Source organism: Streptomyces sp. NPDC104307 (assembly GCF_055584045.1).
In genome coordinates, this window is the sequence record NZ_JBVJMU010000005.1 from 466,753 (window position 1) to 490,228 (window position 23,476).

The following is a 23,476-nucleotide window of genomic DNA, read 5'->3' on the forward strand; positions in this document are numbered from 1 at the left end:
CTGCGGACACGACCCAAGGGCAGGTCAGGGAGCCCAGGGCGCCTCGACCGCCCAGGTGGTGTCCTCGGTGAACGTGGCCGGGTTGTCCCAGGCGTGGGTGCCGCCCGGTGTGGCCAGCCACACCTCCGAGTCGATGTGGCGCAGATAGCTGCCCGGCAGATTGGCGCTGGACAGCCGTACCCCGCCGGAACCGGCGACCGCGCACCAGGTGGCATCGGCCTTGAACAGCGCCGAGCCGTCGTTGGCGTCCCGCCGGACCCGGAAGTCCCGGTGCCGCAGGTACTCGCCGGGATAGTTGCGGGACTCCAGCGAGTAGCAGTTGCTGTTGCCGAGCCCGGTGACGATCTTCCAGGTGGCGTCGCTCTTCAGCAGCGCGCTGCTCCCGCTGTCGACGACCTCGGTGAAGGCGAGCGCTTCCTGATGGCGCAGGTACTTGTTGGTGTACCCGGGTGTCGTGACCCGCAGCGACTTGTACTGCCCGGTGGGCAGGGTCACCGGCGGGGCGGGGTTCCGTGAGGCGTTGATGAGGGCCTGGTTGGCGGCCTTCACCCGCGCCGTGTCCACCTTGACGACCTGGCGGTCGTAGGTGAGCAGCCCGTTCGCCTCGTTCTCCACATCGGTGATCTCGGTGTAGACCGAGGCGGAGAGGCCCGCGGGCAGCTGGCCGACCCGGATGCTGTCGAGCAGCCCGACGAAGCGGTTGTTCAGCGCGGAGACGCTCGGCTGGTCCTCGTAGCTGAAGCCGCCGCCGGGGAACCACTCGTGTCCGGGGACCTTGTAGCCGAGGCCGCCGAACTCACCGAGGACCGCGGCTCTCGTCGCGGTCGGGGCGGTGTTGCCGGGGCCGACGTAGATGTGGTTGTCGACCACGTCCCCGTTGCCGCCGTCCACCGAGCCGCAGCAGTTGACGCCGCTCATGTTGTTCACCAGCCGGGACGGGTCGTACGCCTTCACCTCGCTGGCGATCCTGGCCTGGTCGTACTGGCCCCAGCCCTCGTTCTGGTCCACCCACATGACCAGCGAGGGCGAGCTGCGGTGCTGGTCGATGATCGCGTGGAACTCGGACTCCCACTGGGTGCGCGCCGCGGAGTCGGGGCTCTTGCCGGTGTCCATGGCGGGCATGTCCTGCCAGACCAGCAGACCCAGCTTGTCCGCCCAGTAGAACCAGCGCTGCGGTTCGACCTTGATGTGCTTGCGGACCATGTTGAACCCGAGGTCCTTGTGGGCCTGGAGGTCCGACTTCAGGGCGGCGTCGGTCGGCGCGGTGTAGATGCCGTCCGGCCAGTAGCCCTGGTCCAGGGTGCCGGTCTGGAAGACGAACTTCCCGTTGAGGACCGGGCGCAGCACGCCGTCGACCTTCGCCACGGCGATGGACCGCATGCCCGTGTAACTGCCGGCCGAGTCGGTGACGGCCGAGCCGTCGAGCAGCTCCGCCTTCACGTCGTACAGGAACGGGTCCTCCGGGGTCCACAGATGGGCGCTCGGCACCGCTACGGAGATCTCGGAGCCGACGGTTCCGGTGGCCGTACCCACCACGGTCCCGCCGCTGGAGACGGTGACCCTCGCGCTGCGGCCGGAGGCGGACGCGCCCTGCACCTTCACCCGCAGGGTGCTGTCGCCCAGGTTCGGGGTCATGTCCAGGCGGGTGATGTGCGCGGCGGCGACGGGCTCCAGCCAGACGGTCTGCCAGATGCCGGAGGCCGCGGTGTAGAAGATCCCGCCGCCGTCGTGCGGCTGCACGCCGTTGATGCGCTGCTTGCCGACGGCCTGCCCGCCGGTCTGTGTCGGGTCGTACACGGAGACCACGACCGTGTTCGTACCGCCGTTGAGCTGCGGCGTGATGTCGTACTTGAACGAGTCGTAGCCGCCCTTGTGGGCGCCGACCTGGGTGCCGTTGACCCAGACCGTGGTCTGCCAGTCGGACGCGCCGAAGTTCAGCTCGACCCGGCGGCCGTTCCAGTCGGACGGCACGGTGAAGGTGCGCTTGTACCAGAGCTTGTCGTTCTCGGTGATCTTCCGCTGGATGCCGGACAGCGCGGACTCCGCGACGAACGGCACCCGGATCTGATCGGTGAACGACGCGGGCTGCCCGGCGTCGCGGCCGGTCACCGCGAAGTCCCAGATGCCGTTGAGGTTGGCCCAGTCGGGCCGGGTGAGCTGCGGGCGCGGGTACTCGGGCAGCGGCTTGTCCACCGGGACCTGGTTCGTCCAGGGCGTGGTCATGGGGGCGGGCTTGGGCGTCCAGGACGCCGCGCCGGCCGGTGCCGTGCCGATTCCCACCAGGGCGGTGGCCACCAGCGCCAGTAGCCCGGTGGTGGCGATCGTCCGTCTCCACCACGGCCTGCGGCCGGGAACACGTAAGCGGCTCATGGGTTTCGTCTCCTTCGTCGGGTCCAGCTCCGTCATGGGGGCGCTCCCCGCGCCGGGCGGCGCGGGGAGCGGTACGGGGGGGCGCGTGGAAGCGCTGCGGGTCAGACGAGCTGCCAGAGGTGGTCGTCGGTCCCTGTGTCACCGAACTGGACGACGTGGGCGCTGTCGGCGGTGGACATGTTGTCGACGCCGAGCACCTTCCCGGAGTTGCGGTTGCGGACGCGGTACCAGCCGTCGCCGTCCGGGACCAGCTGCCAGAGGTGGTCGTCGGTGCCGTTGTCGTCGAACTGGACTACGTGGGCGCTGTCGGCGGTGGACATGTTGTCGACACCCAGCACCTTGCCGGAGTGCCGGTTGCGGATGCGGTACCAGCCGTCGCCCTCGGGAACCAGCTGCCAGTCGTGGTCGTCGGTGCCCGTGTCACCGAACTGGACGACGTGGGCGCTGTTCGCGGTGGACATGTTGTCGACGCCGAGCACCTTGCCGGAGTGCCGGTTGCGGATGCGGTACCAGCCGTTGGTGAGCCAGGGCGCCCCGTCCGGACCGGCGGTCGGGAACGAGGTGATGCGCAGCCGCGCCGCCCCCATGGGGACGAGCGTGACCTCCTCCACCGGCTCCGCGCTGCGGGCCGGGCTGTCCTGGAGCGGGGTGACGACATGCTCGCCGTCCGCCGTCCACTCCGGGATCCGGCGGGCCCGCGCGGTCATGGTCAGCGGGGTGCCCTCCAGCGTGAACGGGTTGTCGTCCCTGACTCGGCGCACGGTGTGGGCGTGCAGCGAGGCGGCCGGCTTCTTCCCGTCCAGGACGAGCCCGTAGTTCCACGGACCGGTGGCGTGCACCTCGTACTCCGGGAACTGATCGGTGCCGCCGATGCGCCGGTACTCCTCACCGATCCGCAGCGAGTACGTGAGCGGGCCCCGGTCCACGCTGACGGAGCCGTGGTTCCGCTCCCAGGTGCGGACGGTGGTCGTCTGCGGGAGGCGCAGGGTCACCTTGTCGCCGTCCGCCCAGGTGCGGTCGACGCGGGTGAAGGCGGGACCGGCGGGGGCGTCCACCCGGCGCCCGTTCACCTTGATCTCCGGCGCTTCGCACCAGGCGGGCACCCGCAGCACCAGCGGGAAGCGCAGCTGTTTCGGCGCCTTCAGGGTGAGCGTGACCGAGTCCGTGAAGGGGTAGCCGGTCTCCTCCGTGAAGGTGACCTCCGTGCCGCCGGCGACCTTCGCGGTGACCTCGCAGGCGGCGTACATCGCGGCGGCGAGACCTCCGTCGGGGGTGGCGAGCCAGAGCTCCTCGGTGAAGTACGGCCATCCCATGCCGTAGTTGTGCGGGCAGCAGCGGTACTGATCGACGCCCGGCAGGAACGCCTGCATGGCGAAGCCGTTCTGGAACTGCCGGTCCTTCTTGGGGACGTTGTCCAGGTCCACGCTGTTGGCGCTGGTGATGTAGTGGATCGCCTTGCCCGAGGGGTCGAGCGAGGCGGGCAGGGAGTTGAAGGCCAGCTCCTCGCAGCGGTCGGCCCACAGCGGATCGCCGGTGATCCGGGTGAGCAGCTGGTGGCTGGCCATGAACTCGACGATCCCGCAGGTCTCGAAGCCCTGCCGGGGGTCGCCGTGCCCGGGGCGGGCGTTCTCGTCCCCGGCGAAGCCGCCGCCGGGGAACTGCCCGTACGGGTCCATGGCCTTGCCGTACGTCCCGTACGTGTTCCGGGTGTCCTGGGCAGAGCCGCTGCGCAGCGCGTACTGGGCGGGCTCGCGGAAGCCCTGCGCGATGTTCACGTTGTGCGGGTTGACCAGGTTGTCGCCCCAGTCGGCGCCGTTCGCGTGGATCTTGTCGGCGAGGTCGAGGAGGAAGGTGTCGCCGGTGCGGTTGTAGAGCCAGAAGACGCTGTCCAGCCCGTCGCCCCAGCGCAGCGCGATCCAGCTGGTGTTGAAGGCGCCCGGCCCCTGGGCGTTCATGTAGCGGAAGAACTTGCTCAGGAACGGGATGATCCGGGTGTCGCCGGTGTACTCCTGCCAGGAGCGCAGCGCCTGGACCAGCGGCAGGAAGGGCCAGAAGTCCGGGCCGCCGTTCAGCGACGTACGCAGCGACTTCGGGCCGAAGAAGCCGTCGGACTGCTGGGTGGTGAGGATCGCGTCGAACCAGCGGCGCACCGCCGCGAGGGCCGTCGCGTCGCCCGTGACGATCGCGAGGTCGGTGTAGCCGCGCAGCCAGTACGGGACCTCCTCCCAGCCGCCCAGTTCGGGGCGGACCCAGCCGGTGGCGGCGAAGTCGAGGAAGTGGGAGAACTCCTCGTACCGGCCGCAGAGACCGTCCAGCTGGAGCTTCAGCTGCCCGGCCAGCCAGCCGCGTGCGGTGACCCGGCCCGGCGGGAGTTTCAGGAACGCCGTCGGGTGCAGGGGAGCGGCGTTGGGGGAGTAGTGACCGCCATGGGCCGGTTTCACCCGGTGCTCGGCCGCGGTCGCGGTGGTGGCCCAGCGGCCGTTCGCCGCCGTGGCGGCGGCGGCCGTGGCCAGCGCGCCTGCCATGAGTTGTCTGCGGTTCAGGGGCATGGAGGGGTCTCCTGCTCTCGGCCGGCCGTGCGGGGCTCCGGCTCGGGGAAGGCACATGGCACGTGTGGGGCCGTCATGACGCGGCGGACCGGGGGGAGCCGGAGCGCGTGCATGGCGAGAAGCGCCGTCGCGGCCGGAAGGGCTGCGCGGCCCAGTGCTTGCAACGTTGGAAATTTGGCTACCGGCGGTATGACAGCACGGGCCTCGTGCGGCTGTCCAGAGTTACGGCAGTAACCGGCGCCCGGTGGCCGTCATTTCGCCCCGACCAACTCCGACACATTTTGGAAACGCATCGACAACGCTCTTGCCGCCCGTGCCGCGCCGCCTATATAACGTTGTAAACCGAGCCGCCGAGAGGCCGCGCAGGCTCTCACGACCGCAGTTCGTGCAGCTGGGGCCACCCCCGCGAAGCACTGGCGGGGGTCGTGAGGAATGCAGTGACATCAGCCGCCGCGCGGCCGATGCATCGTCCAGCCATGCCCGACCGCACGCCCGCCGGTGTGCCGTCAACCCGCCAAGGAGCCCCCGCGCATGATGATCCAGCGCCGAACCCGTACCCTCGCCGTGGCCTGCCTCCTCGCCGCCACCGCCACGCTGGCCGCCTCCGGCTGCTCCAAGTCGGAGGGCTCGGACAACGCGAGCGCTGACAGCAGCCAGGGCGCCCAGGAGGCCAAGTCCCCCGAGTCCTCCTCCGGTTCCGGCTGCTCGCTGCAGAGCTACGGGGCACCCAAGCTGGACCTGAAGAACGCGGTGGTCGGCTTCTCGCAGTCGGAGAAGGAGGCCAACCCGTTCCGGATCGCCGAGACCAAGTCCATCAAGGACGAGGCGGCGAAGGTCGGCGTCAAGAAGCTGCTCACCACCAACGCCCAGTCGCAGCTGTCCAAGCAGATCAGCGACATCCAGGACATGCTGTCGCAGGGCGCCCAGTTCCTCATCGTCGCCCCGCTGAACTCCGACGGCCTGGAGCCGGCCCTGAAGGCCGCCGCCGCCAAGAAGGTCCCGGTCCTCACCATCGACCGCAAGCTCAACTCCACCGCGTGCAAGGACTACGTGTCCTTCCTCGGCTCCGACTTCGTCGAGCAGGGCAAGCGCGCGGCCGACGCGATGATCAAGACGACCGGCGGCAAGGGCAAGGTCGCCATCCTGCTCGGCACCTCGGGCAACAACACGACCACCGACCGCACCAAGGGCTTCGTCGACCAGCTCAAGGCCAAGGCACCCGGCCTGAAGATCGTCGCCCAGCAGACCGGTGACTTCGCCCGCGACAAGGGCCAGCAGGTCATGGAGCAGCTCATCCAGTCCAAGCCCGACATCACCGCCGTCTACGCGGAGAACGACGAGATGGGACTGGGCGCGCTCACCGCGCTGAAGGCCGCCGGCAAGAAGCCCGGCAAGGACGTCAAGATCGTCTCCGTCGACGGCACCCGCAACGCCGTCCAGGCCCTGGTCAACGGCGAGTACAACGCCGTCATTGAGTCGAACCCGCGCTTCGGCCCGCTGGCCTTCTCGACCGCCCAGAAGTTCTACGGCGGCGAGTCGATCCCGGAGAACGTCATCATCTCCGACCGTGCCTACGACGAGTCCAACGCCAAGGCCTCGCTCGGCGGCGCGTTCTGACCGTCACCGGCCCCACCTGCCCGTAGTACCCGCGGGGGAGTTCGCCGGGCCGGGGCCGGGACGCGTACCGATCCGTACGCGTCCGCCCCGGCCCCACCGCCCCTGACGCAGCACCGCCGCCGTGACGCTCCCACCCGTCACGGCGGCCACCGGGCCCACACCCTTGGAAGAGCGGAAGGCCAAGACCAGCCATGGCACCACCCGAAGCAGTACCGCAGCCGCCGGAGCCGGCCGCCGACCCGGAGGCGCCGGCCACGACCGGCGCCCCCGCGAAAGAGGCGACCGGGCCCGACGCCCTCGTGAAGGAGGCCACCGGCACGAAGGAGGCCACCGGCACGAAGGCCGCCACCGGTCCCCAGAGCGCCACCGGCGCGCGGGACGGCTCCGCCCCGGCCGTTCTCGAAGCGCGCTCGGTGAGCAAGCGATTCCCGGGCGTCGTAGCCCTGGACGGCGTCTCCTTCTCCCTGCGCGCCGGGGAGACCCACGCACTGGTGGGAGAGAACGGAGCCGGAAAGTCCACCCTGATCAAGGTGCTGACCGGGGTGTACCAGCCCGACGAGGGCGAGCTGCGGCTGACCGGAGAACAGGTCGCCTTCGGCCGCCCGTTCGAGGCTCAGCAGGCGGGCATCTCCACGATCTACCAGGAGGTGAACCTCGTCCCGCTGATGAGCGTGGCGCGCAACATCTTCCTCGGACGAGAGCCGAAGAACCGTTTCGGCCTGATCGACTTCTCCCGGATGAACCGCGAGACCAGCGAACTGCTCGACGGCTTCGGCGTCCGCGTCGACCCCAAGCGGCCGCTGCACACCCTGGGCATCGGCACCCAGCAGATGGTCGCGCTGGCCCGCGCCGTCTCGGTCAACGCCCAGGTCGTCATCATGGACGAACCCACCTCCTCGCTGGAGCCGCGCGAGGTCGAGACCCTCTTCCGCGTCATCGAGGACCTGCGCGCACGCGGCATCGCGGTGCTCTACGTCAGCCACCGCATGGACGAGCTCTACCGGATCTGCGACCGCGTCACCGTGCTCCGCGACGGCCGCCACATCCACACCGGCGACCTCGCCGACCTCGACCGCATGCAGCTCGTCTCGATGATGCTCGGCCGCGACATGGCCGAGGTCCGCCGCTCCGGCGTCACCAGCTTCGGCTCCGAGGGCCACGACGCCTCACGCACCCCGGTGCTCACCGCCTCCGGTCTCTCCCGCAACCACCAACTCCACGACATATCCCTGTCGTTGTACGCAGGTGAGGTGCTGGGACTCGGCGGACTCCTCGGCTCCGGCCGCAGCGAGACCGCCAAAGCCCTGGCAGGCGCGCTGAACCTGGACTCCGGTGAGATCGGGATCGGCGGGCGCACCCTGCGCCGGCTCACCTCCGCCGGCGCCATCCGCGCCGGCATCAGCCTGCTCCCCGAGGACCGCAAGGCAGAAGGCATCGTCCCCGGACTCTCGGTGCGCGAGAACATCGTGCTGGCCGCGATGCCGCGCCTCTCCCGCGCGGGCGTCGTCTCCCGCGCCAGGCAGGACCGCATCGTCGAGATCTTCATGAAGCGGCTGCGGATCAAGGCGGCCAGCCCGGAACAGAAGGTCGGCGAGCTCTCCGGCGGCAACCAGCAGAAGGTACTGCTCGCCCGCTGGCTCTGCCTGGAACCCAAGTTGCTGCTGCTCGACGAGCCCACCCGCGGCATCGACGTCGGCGCCAAGGCCGAGGTCCAGAGCCTCATCGACGACCTCGCCCGCGAGGGCCTCGCCGTCCTGCTCATCTCCTCCGACATCGAGGAACTCATCGAGGGCGCCGACCGCATCGTCGTCCTGCGCGGCGGCGCGGTCGCGGGCGAACTGGCGGGCGACGAGGTGGCCGAGAGCCATCTGCTCGAAGTGCTCGCCGACCACTCACCGGCGCCCGCAGGGAAGGCCCCGGCCGCTCAGGAGGACCCCCGATGACCCAGGCCACACTCTCCACCCCCGCCGCCCGCCCGTGGGCGCGGCTGCGCGACCCCGCCTGGTACCAGGAGTACGGGGTGTACCTCGCCGTCGCGGTGGTGCTCCTCTTCAACGCCCTGTTCACCGAGCACTTCATGACCGCGGACAACCTCCGCACCCAGCTCGTCCAGGTCGCGCCCATCGTCATCGTCGCTCTGGGCATGGCCCTGGTGATCGGCACCGAGGGCGTCGACCTCTCCGTCGGCTCGACCATGGCGGTGGCCGCGGCCCTGCTGCCGCTCTACCTCGGCTACGGGCTGGTGCCCGCGCTGGTCATGGCGCTGCTGGCCGGTGCGCTCGTCGGAGCGGTCAACGGCACGCTGGTCTCCCTCGTCGGGCTCCAGCCGATCGTCGCCACCCTCGCCCTGTTCGTCGGCGGCCGGGGACTGGCCCTGGTCATCGCGGACGGCCAGCTCAAGCAGATCGTCAACCCCGACCTGCTCTCGCTCGGCACCGGCTCCTTCCTCGGCATCCCGCTGGTCGTACTCATCGCCGCGGTTCTCGCGGCCGCCGTCGCCTTCCTGGTCCAGCGCACCACCTTCGGCCGTCAGATCGTCGCCATCGGCGGCAACCGGTCCGCGGCCTCGCTCGCCGGACTGCCCGTGCGCCGCGTACTGATCGGTGTGTACGTGCTCTGCGGGGTGCTGGCGGCACTGGCCGGCATCCTCGCCACCGCCAGGCTCACCGCCAGCGACCCCTCCTCGCTCGGCTCCCTCATGGAGCTCTCCGCCATCACGGCCGTCGTGGTCGGCGGCACCCCGCTCAACGGCGGCTCCGTCCGGGTCCTCGGCACGGTCGCCGGCGCACTGCTCATGCAGCTCCTGCGCGCCACCCTCGTCAAGCACGACCTGCCCGACTCCACCGCACAGATCGCCCAGGCGGCCATCATCATCGCCGCCGTCTACGTCGCCCGGGAGCGTCGGTCCCGTTGAACGAAACCTCACCCGCACCGGTGGCCCAGGCCCCCGCACCGCGCAAGACCCCCGCAGCTGCGGACGGTGGCACGCCCAGCCCCGTGACCGGCGCACCACCCCCGCTCGGCCAGCGGATCGCCGAGCTCCTCCAGCGCCAGGGCGTGCTCGCGGTCCTGCTCACGGTCGTGATCGTCGCGTCGTTCATCTACCCGTCGTTCCACACGCTGGACAACGCCCGCGGCGTGACCGTCCAGGCGTCGTTCCTGGCGGTGGTCGCCCTCGGCATGACCATGGTCATCATCACCGGCGGCATCGACCTCTCCGTCGGATCGGTCTTCGCGCTGGGCGGCGTCCTCGCCGCCTGGGCCTCCCAATGGGGCTTCCTGGCCGCACTGCTCGTACCACTCGTGGCGTGCGGCGCCATCGGCCTGCTCAACGGCTTCCTGGTCGCCCGCGCCGGAATGGCCCCCTTCATCGTCACCCTCGCCACCCTGCTGGGGGCCCGGGGCATCCTCCTCGCCATCACCGACGAGGGCGCCACCACCTACCTGATCCCCAAGGGCTCCGCCTTCGCCGAGCTCGGGCAGGGGAGCGTCTGGGGCTTCGGCTACCCGATCCTGATCGCCCTGGTCCTCTTCGGCATCGGCGGTCTCCTCCTCCAGCGCACCTCGTTCGGGCAGACGCTCTTCGCCGTCGGCGGCAGCAGTGACGCGGCCACCCTGATGGGCCTGCCGGTGGCCCGTACCAAGATGCTGGTCTACACGCTCAGCGGACTGCTCGCCGGACTCGCCGGCGCGCTCAACGCGGCCAGGCTGTCGTCCGGGGTCACCATCGTCGGCGTGGGCATGGAGCTCGACGCGATCTCCGCCGTCGTCATCGGCGGCACGCTCCTGATCGGCGGCGCCGGATCGATCAGCGGAACGCTCTGGGGCGTACTGCTGCTCGCCGTCATCCAGAACCTGATCAACCAGATCGGCTCGCTGAACTCCTCGTACCAGTCGGTGGTCAGCGGAGGGTTCCTTATCGTTGTCGTCGTGGCGCAGCGCTATCTGGCGCGCAGCCGCAGAACCACTTGAACCTGTGCCGGGGCCCAGGCCCCGGCACAGGCCGAGCCGAACCGGCGGAGCCGGGCCACCGCGCTGCAACGCGCGTCAAGTCGATTCAGGGAGTGCCGTGGGCGTCAGCCTCAAGGACGTTGCGCAACGGGCGGGCGTATCCATCAAGACCGTGTCGAACGTGGTGAACAACTACCAGCACGTCACACCGAAGATGCGCGCCAAGGTGCAGCAGGCCATCGACGAGCTCGGCTACCGGCCGAACCTCACCGCACGGCATCTGCGCAAGGGCCGCACGGGCATCATCGCGCTCGCCGTCCCCGAGTTCGGCAACCCCTACTTCGGGGAGCTGGCCGGAGAGGTCGTCGACGCGGCCGCCCGGCACGACTACACCGTGCTGGTCGACCACACGGGCGGGCTGCGGGAGAAGGAACTCCTGGTCAGCCAGGGATTCCGGTCCCATGTGATCGACGGCCTCATCCTCAGCCCCATCCACCTGGAGACCGAGGACCTGATGGCACGGGCCGAGACGGCCCCGCTGGTGCTGCTCGGCGAGCGTGAGTACGAGGCGCCCTACGACCACATCGCCATCGACAACGTGGCGGCCTCCCGCGAGGCCGTACGCCACCTCATCGACCAGGGCAACCGGCGGATCGCCTTCCTCGGCTCGCGCACCGGCCGCGAACGGCAGCCGGCCCATCTCCGGCTGCGCGGCTGGCGGGAGGAGCTCGCCGCGGCGGGCATCACCCCCGACGAGTCACTCGTCGTGGTCACCGACGGCTACGGCCGCGAGGACGGCGCCACCGGGATGGCCGCGCTCCTGGACCGTGGGGAACAGCCCGACGCCGTGTTCGCGTACAACGACCTCATCGCCATCGGGGCGATGCGCACCCTCTCCGAACGCGGTCTGCGCATCCCGCAGGACGTCGCCGTCGTCGGCTTCGACGACATCGAGGAGAGCCTCTACGGAGCCACCACGCTGACCACGGTCGCCCCGGACAAGGAGGCCATCGCCCGGCTCGCCGTCGACAGCCTCGTGGAACGGCTCTCCGGCGACGCCTCGCCCGCCCCCCGGCGCCCCCGGCCCGGCTACCGGCTCATCGTCCGGGAGTCCACCGTCCCCCGGCCGGCCGGATCGTAGGACCCGTCCCGGCCGTCCGCTCCTCGCAAGGACCTCTGATGCCTCGCCCCACCGTGAACCGCAAACCGTTCGGCACCCATGGCAACACGGACGTCGATGTCTGGACGCTCGACTCCGGCAACGGAGTCCGCGCCGAGATCCTCACCTACGGCGGCATCCTGCACCGTCTCACCGTGCCTGACACCGGGGGAGCCCCCGCGTCGGTCGTCCGGTCGCTGCCGGGCCTGGCCGACTACACGGGCGGCAACCCGTTCTTCGGCGCCCTCATCGGCCGCTTCGCCAACCGCATCGCGCACGGCCGCTTCACCCTCGACGGGACGGCCCACCAGGTCCCCGCCACCGACCGGGGACACGCCCTGCACGGCGGGCCCGAGGGCTTCCACACCCGCGTCTGGCAGGCCGGCGGGGAGGCCACCGACGTGGCCGCGAGGCTCCGGCTCACTCTGCACAGCCCCGACGGCGACATGGGATTTCCCGGCGCGCTGGACGTCACCGTCACCTACATCCTCGACACGGCAGGCACCCTCACCCTCGGCTACACCGCGACAACGGACCGCCCCACCGTCGTCAACCTCACCAACCACGCCTACTTCGACCTCGCCGCCAAGGGCGACATCCTCGGCCACACCCTCCAGGTGGACGCCGACAGCTACCTCCCCGTCGACGAGGACGGCATCCCCGAGGGCCCGGCCGTGCCGGTGCACGCCACCCCGTTCGACCTCACCACCCCGCGCACCATCGGCGACCGGATCGCGCTCCCCGACGAACAGCTGCGCAGGGCGGGCGGCTTCGACCACTGCTGGATCCTCCGGGATCGCGGCGCCAATCTGCACCGGGCCGCCCGCCTCACCGCTCCCGGGGGCGGGCGGATCATGGAGGTGTGGACCACCGAACCCGGCATCCAGGTCTATACCGCCAACCAGCTCGACGGCACCCTGGACGCCCTCGGCGGCGGCCGCCACGAACGCCACAGCGCCGTCTGCCTGGAGACCCAGCACCTGCCCGACTCACCCAACCGGCCGGACCACCCGGGCACCGTACTGCGCCCGGACGAGGTCTTCCGCAGCTGGACCGAGCTCAGGTTCCCGCACCTCGCCGCTGGTTGAGGGCTGTCCCATGAATCGGCCCGGCCCACGGATGTCGCACCCTCCGCGGGCCGGGCTTCCTGGTGCGCCGCGCACCTTACCTGAGCATGACAGGCGCGTAGGGTCGCGGCACCGCCCGTTGTCCGGGCCCTGCGGTGCCGTTCCTGGGAATGCCGGAATGCGGCGGGCCGTTGTGGCGTCCATGACCTTCTTTGTTGACGTCACGGTGCGGGGCTACGAACTCGACACCCAGGGCCATCTGAACCAGGCCGTCTATCTCCAGTACGCCGAGCACGCGCGCTGGGAGCTGCTGAGGGCCGCCGGGCTGCCCCAGGAGAAGCTGCTGGCCGATGGCGTGGGGCCGGTCGCGCTCGAAGTGACGGTGAAGTTCCGGAAGGAACTGCGCGGCGGCGAGCGGGTACGGGTGTCCTGCCGGTTCGACTACGGGAAGGGCAAGACCTTCACGATGGCGCAGCAGATCCTCAAGGAGGACGGATCGGTGGCGGCGGAGATCACCGGAGTCGCGGGCATCCTCGACCTGTCGACCCGCAGGCTGGTCCCCGACCCGGGAGGCCGTCTCGCCTCCCTCGCCAAGGACCCGGAGCTGCTGAGCGGCTGACACGCACGCACATCGAGAGCCGGAACGGGGGCTTTATCGGCAGAGCCGTCCCATGGCACAGGCGGTCCGGGAGGATGGCCCCGTGTTGGTCAGAGCAGAGACGGTGGGGCAGGTCCCTTCGACGCCCGCGGTGGTCCGCGTGCACTGCGCGGTGGGAACCGCCGTGGTGCACTGGCAGGGCGCTCCGGACGGGCCGGACGCCGAACACCATGTCGAGTGGACCGTCGACGAGGACATCACCTGGGCCGCGAACACGCGGCCTGCCGCGTCCCCCACGCCCAAGCTGTCGCAGGACGCCGGCCGCGTCGTCTTCCGCGGCCGGCTCAGCCTCGCGGAGGACGGCGTGGCCGTTCTGGACATGGGCGGGGCGCTGATCCTGTTCGACCTCGCCGGCCCGCGGCCCCCGGAGGGCGCCGACGGGTCGTGGATCGAGGTTCACGTCGGCGGGGACCGCGTCAGCGTCTGGCCGTACCTGCCCTGACCCGCCATCACCGGAACGGCTCGCCCGCGCTCTCCGTCAGAACGCGTCCAGCCCGGTGAGCCCGGCGGAGAGCTCCCAGAGCCGGGAGGCCTCCTCGGGATCTGTGGCCCAGGGCTTGACCCCGCCGACGAGCATGTCCTCCGTGGTTGCCGGTTCCGCGATGTCGCAGTCCTGGCAGTAGGCGCCCCCGTGCCCCTCCAGCAGCGGTGACGTCGCCGCCCATACAGCCGTCGCCGCGCCCTGCTCCGGGGACTTGAAACCCGCCGCCGGCTTCCCGTCCGGGGTCACCCAGCCCTGCGCGAGCCACTCCTCGCGAGGGATGTGACGCTGCAACGGGGTGAGGATGCTGCCGGGGTGCACCGAGAAGGCCCGCAGCCCCAGGCCGGAGCCGAGGCCGTCGAGGTGCCGGGCGAAGAGGGCGTTCGCGGTCTTGGACTGGGCGTAGGCCAGCCAGCGGTCGTACCCGGTGCGGAAGTGGATGTCGTCCCAGCGGATGCCGGACAGGAAATGGCCGGACGAGGCCACCGACACCACCCGTGACCCGCCGGAGGCGGCGGCCAGGGCCGGACGGAGCCGCTGGACGAGAGCGAAGTGGCCGAGGTGGTTGACCGCGAAGTGCGCCTCCCAGCCGGGGCCGATACGTGTTTCCGGGCAGGCCATCACGCCCGCGCCGTTGATGAGGATGTCCAGGGAGCGGCCGGTGTCGAGGAAGCGCTCGCCGAAGGCCCCGATGCTCTCCGGATCCGCCAGATCGAGTGCGTGCACCTCCGCGCCGGGGATGCCGTGCAGAGCGCGTTCGGCGATCGCGGGCCGGCGGGCGGGGACGACGACGTGTGCTCCCGCTCGGGCGAGAGCGCGGGTGGCCGCCAGCCCGAGTCCGGAGTACCCGCCGGTGACCAGGGCGGTCGTGCCGGTCAGATCGATTCCGGCGAGAACTTCGTCGGCCGTGCTGTGGGCACCGAATCCGGTGCCGATCCTGAGCTGCTGAGTGATCATCCCCGGACGCTAGGTCTTGGACCGCACTCCAGGTCAAGGCCGCGTCGCCGCCGTGCTCGGGAGACCGGCCCCGAGCTACGACGGATCTCGTATTATGGAAGCCCGGACAAGCGACGATGTGGAGCCACCGTGACCCCTGCCAGTGCCACAGAGCGGGCCGTCGGCGCGCGCACGCTGGCCCACCCGGCTCGGGAGGACATCAGGATCGAGGCGGTGCTGCACGCGCTCTCGGACCCGGTGCGGCTGTGCGTGGTGCGTGAACTGGCCGCCGCCGAGGAGGAGCTCACCTGTTCCCGGTTCGACCTTCCGGTGACCAAGTCGACCACCACCCACCATTTCCGGGTACTGCGCGAGAGCGGCGTCGTCCAGCAGATCTACCGGGGCACCGCCAAGATGAACGGACTGCGCCGAGCGGACCTGGAGGCGCTGTTCCCCGGACTGCTGGACCGGGTGCTGGAAGCGGCGAACCGGCAGGCGGACCGGCTCGGCGAGGGCTGAGGGCCCGCGTTCCGTCAGGAGACCCGCGTTCCGTCAGGAGGACAGGGCCCGCATCCGGCTGATCTCGGTGGTCTGCTGGGCGACGACGTCGTCGGCCATCTCCTCCACCTGGATGTTGTTTCCCTCCGAGAGCGCCTCTGTCGCCATGGTGACCGCACCCTGGTGGTGGGTGATCATGAGTTTGAGGAACAGCTGGTCGAAGGTCTTGCCCTTCGCGGCCCGGAGCTGATTCAGCTGGGCCCCGGTGGCCATGCCGGGCATGGCGCCGTGGTCGTGGCCCTCGGCCTGCTCCGTTCGGCCGTGGCGGCTGAGCCAGCCCTTCATCGCACCGATCTCCGGCTGCTGGGCCGCGGTGATGCGTTCGGCGACCCGCTTGACGGCGTCCGAGCCGGAGCGGGCGGGGACCAGCCGGGTCAGCACCAGCGCCTGGGCATGGTGCTCGATCATCATGCGTACGTAGCGGACGTCCGCCGAGTTGGGGGTGTCCACGCCCGCGGCGGCCTTCGCGGCCTGGGAGGCGGAGAGCGTACGCGCGGGCTCCCCCGGCTTTCCTGGCGCCACGACCGAACCGCCCCCCGCCGCCCGGTCCTTGGAGCCGTTGTCGCCGCCTCCTCCGTCGCAGCCGGCCGAGGTGAGGGCGACAGCGGTCACGGTGACGGCGAGTGCGAGTCCGCGGAACCGCCGGACCTGACGACGAATCAACAAAGCGACCTCCGTTGATATATGGCTGGTTGCGCTCTGTACTAGCACGTCAACGCACAGGTGTGCCCAGAAACTTTCATTACGTTCCTGTTGCCGTCTGTTGGGATGTCCATGGCAAGGACGATACTGCCGGAGTCCGTGAACCGGTCAACCACATTCGGATCCATGGGAGGACGCAGTGACCCCGTTGCACACCACCCCGGTGCGGCGCAGACGTCTGGGCGTGGCGGTTGCCGCCGCCGGGCTCTTCGCCACTCTGCTGATGGCCGGACCCGCGGCCGCCACCCCCGACCCGGGAGACTCGGCCGCGACCCCGGCCGAGGTCTCCACGAGTCAGGAGGCGGAGGCGACCGCCGCGATCAGGAGCGGTGAGATACCCGGCGTGGACGAGATCATCCACAGCCGCAACATCACCCATCTCGCCAACGTCCCGAAGGACGCGCTCCAGGGGCTGAATACGGACCTGGCCTTCCAGGGCAAGTACGCCTTCGCCGGGAACTACGACGGCTTCAGGATCTTCGACATCAGCAACCCGAAGTCTCCGAAGACGGTCGCCCAGGTCCTGTGCCCAGGATCGCAGAACGACATCTCCGTCTCCGGGAACCTGCTGTTCCTGTCGACGGACTCCTCGCGCAGCGACAACTCGTGTGCGAGCACCACCCAGCCCGCCACGGAGAAGTCCTCCTGGGAGGGCATGAAGGTCTTCGACATCAGCGACAAGCGCAATCCCAAGTACGTCGCCGCCGTCGAGACCGCCTGCGGATCGCACACCCACACCATCGTCCCGGAGCGCAAGAACGTATACGTGTACGTCTCCTCGTACTCGCCGAGCGAGACGTTCCCCGACTGCCAGCCGCCGCACGACGGCATCTCCATCATCAAGGTGCCGCGCCAGGCACCGGAGAAGTCCCGCATCGTGAACTTCCCGGTGCTCTTCCCGGACGGCGGGAACCCGGGCGCGCCCGCCAACCCGGGTGTGTCCAAGACCACCGGCTGCCACGACATCACCGTGCTGCCCTCCAAGGACCTGGCCGCCGGCGCGTGCATGGGCGACGGGCTGCTGTTCTCCATCAAGGACCCGGAGAACCCGCGGATCATCGACCGCGTGCAGGACAACGTGAACTTCGCCTTCTGGCACTCGGCGACGTTCAACCAGCGCGCGGACAAGGTCGTCTTCACCGATGAGCTCGGCGGCGGTGGCGCCGCCACCTGCAACAAGGAGATCGGCCCCAAGCGCGGAGCCGACGGCATCTACGACATCGTCGGCAAGGGCGACCACCGCAAGCTGGTCTTCCGCAGCTACTTCAAGATCGACCGCCCGCAGGCCGACACCGAGGTCTGTGTCGCACACAACGGGTCGATCATTCCGGTCAAGGGCCGCGACCTGATGGTCCAGGCGTGGTACCAGGGCGGAGTCTCCATCTGGGACTTCACCGACTCGTCGAAGCCGAAGGAGATCGGCTACTTCGAGCGCGGTCCCGTCACCCTGGACGAGGTCACCACGGCCGGTCCGTGGTCGGCGTACTACTACAACGGCTACATCTACTCCAACGACATCGAGAAGGGCTTCGACGTCCTGAGGATCGACGACCGGCGTACCGATCCGGCGAAGCGGGTGCGGACGGACGAGCTCAACGTCCAGACGCAGCCGGACTACTTCGACCGCTGAGCCGACGGCCGGTCCGCCGTCGGGGCGGGCCGGTCCGCGCGTCACCTCCACAGGATCCCGCCGGGTGCCTCACCCGGCGGGATCCGGCGGTTCCGGCGACGCCCGGGACCGCCGGAGACCGGACGCCTCAGGCCGCCTCGTACCGGTGTGCCCGGCCGCCCCGCCACTCGACCCACTCGGGGCTGTCCAGAATCCGCTCGGGGTCGTCGAGCCCCGCGCCCTCCAGGAACACGATCACATCGTGGTCGGAGTGCGCGAGGCCGAGTATCTGGACCCGCCCGTCGCGCTGCACGGTGACGCGTCGCCCGCCTGAGGGGGACGGGCGGAAGATCACGATCGGGGGAGGTGTCATGCCTCCAGGGTGCGACGCGCCGGAGGCCGCCGCACCGTGAACCGGAAACCCGGCGCGGGAGCGTATCGGGGAGGCGCGCGGAGCGGAGGATGGACGGGGATGCCCGGCGGACGGCGCTCAGGCCGCGGACCGGTTGCCGCCGCCCGTGGCCGCGGCCCACTCGACCAGCAGCCGCTGGTACTCCTCTTCGTCCTCCGGCGAAAGACGTCCGCCCGAGCGCTGCCACAGCCGGCGAATGTCTTCATTCACCACTGCGGCGGAACGCACGGAGCCGGACGGGCACGGAGTCGGGGACATACCTACCAGGCTAAGGCCCTGATGTGACTATCGGACCCATCGCGCGCAAGGGACATCTCTCACATGTTCCTCAGGCAACCCCGGGCGCCAATCCGAGCTCCAGCAGTCCGTGCGGCCGCTCGGCCAGCGGCGCGTGCTCCACGAACCGCACCTCGCAGCCCACCGCGGCGGCCCCCGCGTCCGCGTGCCGGTCGTCACCGACCATCACCACATCCGTCGGACGCTGTCCGAGAAGTGTGCAGGCCGTGTGGAAGAGCTGTGCGTCCGGCTTCTGGACGCCGTGCTCGAAGGACAGCACATACGCGTCCACGAAGGCGTCCAGACCGTGTGCCCGGAAGACCGGCCGCAGGTCCCAGCCGATATTGCTCACCACGCCGATCCGGACGCCGCCCGCGGCCAGCGAGCCCAGCACCTCGGCCGCGTCCGGATAAGGGCACCAGGCCTCCGGCGTCCGGTGCCGGTCGTACAGCGTGTCGTACAGCCCGGGATCCGGCAGGGCGACCTGGCGGGCCAGCCCGGTGAAGGCGGCCCGGTGCCCGTCCACGCTCTCGTCACGGGTGGCCCAGACCTGCGCCAGGTCTTCCGGCACCCGCTGCGGAGCTGGGCCGCCCGGCAGCGCGCCGGTGGCCTCCAGCTCCCGCACGTACCGCTCGAAGGCGGCCTCGTCCACGCTCACCTCCCGCTCGGCGAGAGCGGCGGCGAGCCATGACCGGACGGACTCGATCCGGAACAGCGTCCCGGAGAAGTCGAAGAGCACACCCTTGATCGGCATGGCCCCGATCCTCGCCGATCCGCCGACGGCGCCGCAAGGATGCCTGTTCAGGCGTCGTCCGAGGGCTGCTCACGGGCCCTGTACCGTTCGAATCCGGCCACCGCGAACGCGACCAGCGCGGCCCCCAGCAGCCACCCGCCCAGCACATCTGAGGGCCAGTGCACCCCCAGGTAGAGCCGGGTGACACCGACCCCGAGCACCGAGACCCATGCCGCCACCAGGGCCGCCCGCCACATCCCCGGGCCGGCGCCGTGCCGCCGCAGCAGCCACAGCAGCAGCCCGCAGCTCACGATGGCGGTCATCGCATGTCCGGAGGGGAACGCCGCGTAGTGGGCGGAGTCCACCGGGTCGGGCCACCGGGGCCGCTCCCGGTCCACGGCCGCCTTGATCCCCTGCTGGAGCAGGCTGGAGAGCACGCTGCTCGCGGCAACCCAGACCGCGAGCAGCCGGGCGCCGCGCCACCACAGGCCCACCACGGCGACGGCGATCAGCGCGCGCATCGTCCAGGGATCCCACAGCCAGTCCGTCAGCACCCGGTTGACGTGGACGAGACCGGGCTCCGTCACCGCCCGCCGGTGGAGCGCTTCGACGACCGTGCGGTCCAGGCTCATCAGCGGAGACCACCGCGCGGCCACCAGGACCAGCAGTGCCAGGAAGAGGACCGCGCAGACCGCCCCGGTCCGCAGGGCCTGCCGAGAGGTGCGGACGCGGTCCGGCCGGGGGAGCGGCGGGAAGGAGAGCATGCAGGGATCCTCTCCGACGCGAGGTGTACCGGGCCATTCGCGCCGCCCCGGCCCCGTACGTGTCCTGGCCCGGAGGACGTGTCCCGGAGGTCGCGTTGCGGAGGTCGTGTCCCGGCTCCGGTCGTGTCCCGTCGGCCGGTGTCCCGCTAGCCCAGCGCGCTGATCGCCGGAACGAGTGCGACCAGCAGGGGAATCGCCGGGACGAGCGCGGCCGCCGCGGTGAGCCGCAGCCGACGGGCCGCGGTGAGCCGCCCGGCGGGGGCGAGCAGCCGGTCAACCCGGAGCGGCACCTGCGCGTCCGGTGTCGGGCTCGGCCCGAACACGCCCCGGTCCTCGTTGAGTTCGACCAGCGCCAGAGCGGTCGTCAGCCGGCCGAAGCGGCGTGACGCCACGTCGTCGGCGGCCAGTTCGACGAGCCGGTGCATCTCACCGCGGAACGCCGCGAACACCGGCACCTGCGGAAAACCGGACGCCAGCGCCGCGGAGCAGTTCAGCAGCCAGTCGTGGCGCGCCTTCGCGTGGCCCTGCTCATGGGCGAGCACCGCATCGAGTTGACGGCCCTTCAGTCTTCCCAGCGCCGCTGTGGTGATGACCAGTTGGGGGGCCGTACCGGGCAGCCACCAGGCATCGGGGCGCTCCCCCTCCAGCACCACCAGCCGTTCCGCGCCGGGCTCCTCGCCGGGCATCAGCGGGGAACGCACCAGGAGTTCGGCGCGCCGCTGCCTGCGCCGCCGCCGCGCCCGGCGGATCTCGCGGGTCAGCATGGCGGCCGTCCACACCCCGCCCAGTGCCAGCAGCACGGCCATCACGGCCGACCAGGGCCCGTACGCCGCGAGGGCGTAGGCCTCGACCACGGCGTGCGGCGCGGGCGCGAAGACATGGCCTCGTACCGCCTGCCAGGCCGCGGCGGCGCTGAACGTCATGGACAGGGCGAACGAGATCAGCACGCCGGCCACCACGCACTGCCACACCCACAGCGCCACAACCGGCTCGCGCTCCGGCCATTCGGCCCGCGCCATCAGCCGCGGGGTCACGACGGCGGCCAGTGCACCGAGCAGCAGCAGCGCGAGGGAGACCAACATGGGCGTCACCCTATGAGGGGCGCGGCACACACGGGTATGGCTGCGCTCGGCAAGTGACGTACGCCACGGTTTGCCGGGCCCGCTGTCTCACATGGTGAGCAGCATCGCGAACATGGATATCCCCATGGTCAGACGGCAGGCCAGGGCCAGCTCCGGCCGGGCCGCCCAGCCCCCCGGTGCCGGCCCGCCGGCCGCCACCCCGCCACCGGCCACCGCCCCGCCGCCGCTCGCCGTCGCGGCCACCGGAATCAGCCGGGCGCCCGAACGCAGCACATAGGCGGCGTAATAGGCGAGGAGCAGCCCGGTCAGCAGCGGGACGCCTCCGGCCGCGGCCATGGTGTGCGATCCGTGACCGCCATGGGCCGTCGCCCCCGGACCCGCCATGGCGACGGCCATGTAGACCATCGCCGACGAACCGACCAGATGATGCAGATGGTGACCGCTGCGGCGGGAGAACCAGAGGGCGCGCAAGGCAGCGGCACCGAACAGAGCCGCGTACACGGCCCAGGCCCACGCGGGCGGGGCGACGACGGCGGCGGGCACCGCCATCGCGGCCATGCCGAAGCCCATCAGCGCCTCCGCGCGCGCCGTTCTGCGCTCCTCGCCGGTCCCGGTGCGGGTACGCAGCAGGCAGTACGCGCCCGTCAGCGCGCACAACGCCATCAGCAGCCAGCCGGACAACGCCGGTCCATGCACAGCAGACCTCCCCCGGGCGAACGACATCGCCGTCGCCTAGTCGATGCCCGGGTGCGGACGCCTGTACGCGGCGCACTGGAGTACTGGGGGAGCGCGCAGCGGTGGTGTATCACGGACGCGCCTGGTGGGAGCGGTCCCGGACCTCAGGGCCTGAACCGCAGAGGATGGTCCTCCGGCACCTCGACGACGGCGATCCGGACCCCGTCCGGATCGGAGATCCACATCTCGTCGAGCCCCCAGGGCTCACGCCTCGGCGCCCGCAGCACCTCCACCCCCTGGCCCGACAGCTCCTCGTACGCTGCCCGCACATCGGCCACCTGGAGCCACAGCAGCAGCCCGGGGGACGGTGGCGCGTCGCCCCGGCCGGACACCTCCAGGAAGCCGCCGCCCAGGAAGTAGACCGTCCCCCGCTCGGGACCGGTACCGAACTCCCGGTAGACGGGCAGGCCGAGGGACTCCCCGTAGAAGACACGTGACCGTTCGGGATCCGTGGGGCGCAACAGGATCCGGCTGCTCAGCACATGAACCATGCTCCGGAGCGTAGGCCGGTTCGGGAGAGCTACGCTGCTGCGGCACGGCCACACGGAGAATCGGAGAGACCCCTCATGGACACCGCACCGCCCCGGGACTCGGGAGAGCTGACCTTCCGCGACGCGACCGACGCGGATGTGCCCGCACTCGTGGAGCTCATACAGGCCGCGTACCGCGGTGACTCCAGCCGTGCGGGCTGGACCACGGAGGCGGACATCCTGAAGGGGCAGCGGACCGACCCGGAGGGGGTCCGCGCCGTGGTGGAGGACCCCCGCAGCAGGCTGCTCGTGGTGGAGCGCGACGGCGCGCCGGTCGCCTGCTGCCAGCTGGAGCACAGGGGAGAGGCCGCCTACTTCGGCATGTTCGCGGTCCGCCCCTCGCTCCAGGGCGGCGGCCTCGGCAAGGTGATCATCGCAGAGGCCGAGCGCACCGTCCGGGAGAGCTGGGGGGTGCGGGAGATGCAGATGACCGTGATATCGGTCCGGGAGGACCTGATCGCCTGGTACGAGCGCCGCGGCTACCGCCGTACGGGAAAGATGAGCCCGTTCCCGTACGGCGATGAGCGCTTCGGTATTCCGCAGCGCGACGATCTCGCCTTCGAACTGCTGGTCAAGGACCTGCCGGCCGGCTGACCAGCGGCTATGCGGTGAAGCGGCCCGCGCGGCGGATCTCCGGGAAGTCGGTTGTCGCGCCGTCGAGCCCGAGTCCGCGCGCGAGCCGCAGGTGGTCCTGGGTGTTGACCACCCAGCCGACCACGGTCAGTCCCTCGGCGTGCGCCTTCTCGACCAGTTCCAGGGTGATGCGCCGGACGTTGAGCACCAGCCGGGTGGCGCCCACCGCCTTCGCGCGGTCCACCACGTCCTTGCCCCAGCGGCTGGCCACGAGCGCCGTCCGCACGCCGGGTACCAGCTGGGCGATCTCCGCGATCGCCTCGTCGTGGAACGAGATCACCTCGACCCGGTCGACGAGTCCGCGCCGCCGCATCACCTCGGCCAGGGTGCGGGCGGCGGCCACGTCCTTGATCTCGGCCTGCATCGCGGAGCCCACCGCGTCGAGGACCTCTTCGAAGACCGGGACCCGTTCGCCCTGGCCGGCGTCGAGTTCGCGCAGCTCGGCCATGGTCTTCTCGGCGATCGGCCCCTTGCCGTCGGTCGTACGGTCGACGTCGGCGTCATGCATGACGGCGAGAGCGCCGTCCTTGCTCAGGTGAAGGTCCAGTTCGATGAGGTCCATCCCGGCCTGCTCGGCGTGCACGAACGAACGCAGGGTGTTCTCCGGTTCGACCCCCATCACACCGCGGTGACCGATGGTGAGAAAAGACAAGG

23 protein-coding genes are annotated in these 23,476 nt (G+C 70.7%); 11 read left to right on the plus strand and 12 right to left on the minus strand.

The window, feature by feature from the left end; genetic code table 11:
• Positions 1-24: 24 nt before the first annotated feature.
• A complete protein-coding gene (locus ACZ601_RS17125) occupies positions 25-2,370 on the minus strand; it encodes an AbfB domain-containing protein (protein WP_469538443.1) in 2,346 nt (781 codons plus the stop codon).
• Between the two features lie 101 nt (positions 2,371-2,471).
• Positions 2,472-4,919, minus strand: a complete 2,448-nt coding sequence (locus ACZ601_RS17130) for an RICIN domain-containing protein (RefSeq protein ID WP_469538447.1) — start codon at positions 4,917-4,919, stop codon at positions 2,472-2,474.
• Between the two features lie 531 nt (positions 4,920-5,450).
• Between ACZ601_RS17130 and ACZ601_RS17135 the strand changes: the two genes are divergently transcribed.
• The 8 genes from ACZ601_RS17135 to ACZ601_RS17170 all read left to right on the plus strand — a co-directional run bounded on the left by ACZ601_RS17135 (position 5,451) and on the right by ACZ601_RS17170 (position 13,813).
• A complete protein-coding gene (locus ACZ601_RS17135; RefSeq protein WP_440576236.1) occupies positions 5,451-6,536 on the plus strand; it encodes an ABC transporter substrate-binding protein in 1,086 nt (361 codons plus the stop codon).
• 191 nt (positions 6,537-6,727) lie between these two features.
• Positions 6,728-8,479 (plus strand): sugar ABC transporter ATP-binding protein, encoded by a 1,752-nt coding sequence (locus ACZ601_RS17140; protein WP_469538450.1) that lies wholly within the window; start codon positions 6,728-6,730, stop codon positions 8,477-8,479.
• A complete protein-coding gene (locus tag ACZ601_RS17145) occupies positions 8,476-9,450 on the plus strand; it encodes an ABC transporter permease (protein ID WP_311307244.1) in 975 nt (324 codons plus the stop codon). Before ACZ601_RS17140 ends, ACZ601_RS17145 begins: the two co-directional genes overlap by 4 nt.
• The gene (locus tag ACZ601_RS17150; protein WP_469538453.1) at positions 9,447-10,508 is read left to right on the plus strand and encodes an ABC transporter permease; all 1,062 of its coding nucleotides are present in this window, start codon (positions 9,447-9,449) and stop codon (positions 10,506-10,508) included. The genes ACZ601_RS17145 and ACZ601_RS17150 overlap by 4 nt, the downstream gene beginning before the upstream one ends.
• 97 nt (positions 10,509-10,605) lie before the next feature.
• Positions 10,606-11,628 carry a LacI family DNA-binding transcriptional regulator gene (locus ACZ601_RS17155; RefSeq protein WP_469538457.1) on the plus strand — a complete coding sequence of 341 codons (1,023 nt, stop codon included), beginning with the start codon at positions 10,606-10,608 and terminating at the stop codon, positions 11,626-11,628.
• Between the two features lie 38 nt (positions 11,629-11,666).
• On the plus strand, positions 11,667-12,734 hold the full coding sequence (locus ACZ601_RS17160; RefSeq protein WP_469538458.1) for an aldose epimerase family protein: 1,068 nt from the start codon (positions 11,667-11,669) through the stop codon (positions 12,732-12,734).
• Positions 12,735-12,915: 181 nt separating this feature from the next.
• The gene (locus tag ACZ601_RS17165) at positions 12,916-13,332 is read left to right on the plus strand and encodes an acyl-CoA thioesterase (RefSeq protein ID WP_073736291.1); all 417 of its coding nucleotides are present in this window, start codon (positions 12,916-12,918) and stop codon (positions 13,330-13,332) included.
• Between the two features lie 82 nt (positions 13,333-13,414).
• Positions 13,415-13,813, plus strand: coding sequence for a hypothetical protein (locus ACZ601_RS17170; protein WP_469538461.1), 399 nt, complete (start codon positions 13,415-13,417; stop codon positions 13,811-13,813).
• Positions 13,814-13,849: 36 nt separating this feature from the next.
• On the opposite strand, the gene ACZ601_RS17175 is transcribed toward ACZ601_RS17170, so the two are convergent.
• Positions 13,850-14,809, minus strand: coding sequence for an oxidoreductase (locus ACZ601_RS17175; RefSeq protein WP_469538464.1), 960 nt, complete (start codon positions 14,807-14,809; stop codon positions 13,850-13,852).
• Between the two features lie 129 nt (positions 14,810-14,938).
• Between ACZ601_RS17175 and ACZ601_RS17180 the strand changes: the two genes are divergently transcribed.
• Positions 14,939-15,307 (plus strand): ArsR/SmtB family transcription factor, encoded by a 369-nt coding sequence (locus ACZ601_RS17180; RefSeq protein ID WP_440576244.1) that lies wholly within the window; start codon positions 14,939-14,941, stop codon positions 15,305-15,307.
• Between the two features lie 33 nt (positions 15,308-15,340).
• Here ACZ601_RS17180 and ACZ601_RS17185 read toward each other — a convergent pair whose 3' ends face one another.
• The gene (locus ACZ601_RS17185) at positions 15,341-16,012 is read right to left on the minus strand and encodes a DUF305 domain-containing protein (RefSeq protein WP_469538467.1); all 672 of its coding nucleotides are present in this window, start codon (positions 16,010-16,012) and stop codon (positions 15,341-15,343) included.
• A gap of 175 nt (positions 16,013-16,187) precedes the next feature.
• On the opposite strand from ACZ601_RS17185, the gene ACZ601_RS17190 reads away from it, so the two are divergent.
• Entirely contained in the window at positions 16,188-17,678 is a 1,491-nt protein-coding gene (locus ACZ601_RS17190) for an LVIVD repeat-containing protein (protein WP_469538470.1), read from the plus strand.
• 127 nt (positions 17,679-17,805) lie between these two features.
• Here the strand turns inward: ACZ601_RS17190 and ACZ601_RS17195 are convergent, their stop codons facing one another.
• From ACZ601_RS17195 to ACZ601_RS17225, 7 genes are all read right to left on the minus strand, one after another.
• Positions 17,806-18,030 carry a hypothetical protein gene (locus ACZ601_RS17195; RefSeq protein WP_073736035.1) on the minus strand — a complete coding sequence of 75 codons (225 nt, stop codon included), beginning with the start codon at positions 18,028-18,030 and terminating at the stop codon, positions 17,806-17,808.
• A gap of 117 nt (positions 18,031-18,147) precedes the next feature.
• Positions 18,148-18,327 (minus strand): hypothetical protein, encoded by a 180-nt coding sequence (locus ACZ601_RS17200; RefSeq protein WP_073736034.1) that lies wholly within the window; start codon positions 18,325-18,327, stop codon positions 18,148-18,150.
• Positions 18,328-18,397: 70 nt separating this feature from the next.
• A complete protein-coding gene (locus ACZ601_RS17205) occupies positions 18,398-19,099 on the minus strand; it encodes an HAD family hydrolase (RefSeq protein ID WP_469538473.1) in 702 nt (233 codons plus the stop codon).
• Between the two features lie 47 nt (positions 19,100-19,146).
• Positions 19,147-19,842 carry a phosphatase PAP2 family protein gene (locus ACZ601_RS17210; RefSeq protein ID WP_469538476.1) on the minus strand — a complete coding sequence of 232 codons (696 nt, stop codon included), beginning with the start codon at positions 19,840-19,842 and terminating at the stop codon, positions 19,147-19,149.
• A 146-nt stretch (positions 19,843-19,988) separates the two neighbouring features.
• Positions 19,989-20,924, minus strand: coding sequence for a M56 family metallopeptidase (locus ACZ601_RS17215; protein WP_440576249.1), 936 nt, complete (start codon positions 20,922-20,924; stop codon positions 19,989-19,991).
• Between the two features lie 87 nt (positions 20,925-21,011).
• Positions 21,012-21,620: a DUF5134 domain-containing protein gene (locus ACZ601_RS17220; protein WP_469538479.1), complete on the minus strand. Its 609-nt coding sequence runs from the start codon at positions 21,618-21,620 to the stop codon at positions 21,012-21,014.
• Between the two features lie 143 nt (positions 21,621-21,763).
• The gene (locus ACZ601_RS17225; RefSeq protein ID WP_440577876.1) at positions 21,764-22,150 is read right to left on the minus strand and encodes a VOC family protein; all 387 of its coding nucleotides are present in this window, start codon (positions 22,148-22,150) and stop codon (positions 21,764-21,766) included.
• 75 nt (positions 22,151-22,225) lie between these two features.
• On the opposite strand from ACZ601_RS17225, the gene ACZ601_RS17230 reads away from it, so the two are divergent.
• Positions 22,226-22,783 carry a GNAT family N-acetyltransferase gene (locus ACZ601_RS17230; protein ID WP_469538483.1) on the plus strand — a complete coding sequence of 186 codons (558 nt, stop codon included), beginning with the start codon at positions 22,226-22,228 and terminating at the stop codon, positions 22,781-22,783.
• Positions 22,784-22,790: 7 nt separating this feature from the next.
• On the opposite strand, the gene ACZ601_RS17235 is transcribed toward ACZ601_RS17230, so the two are convergent.
• Entirely contained in the window at positions 22,791-23,474 is a 684-nt protein-coding gene (locus tag ACZ601_RS17235) for a glycerophosphodiester phosphodiesterase (protein ID WP_469538485.1), read from the minus strand.
• Positions 23,475-23,476 lie beyond the last annotated feature (2 nt).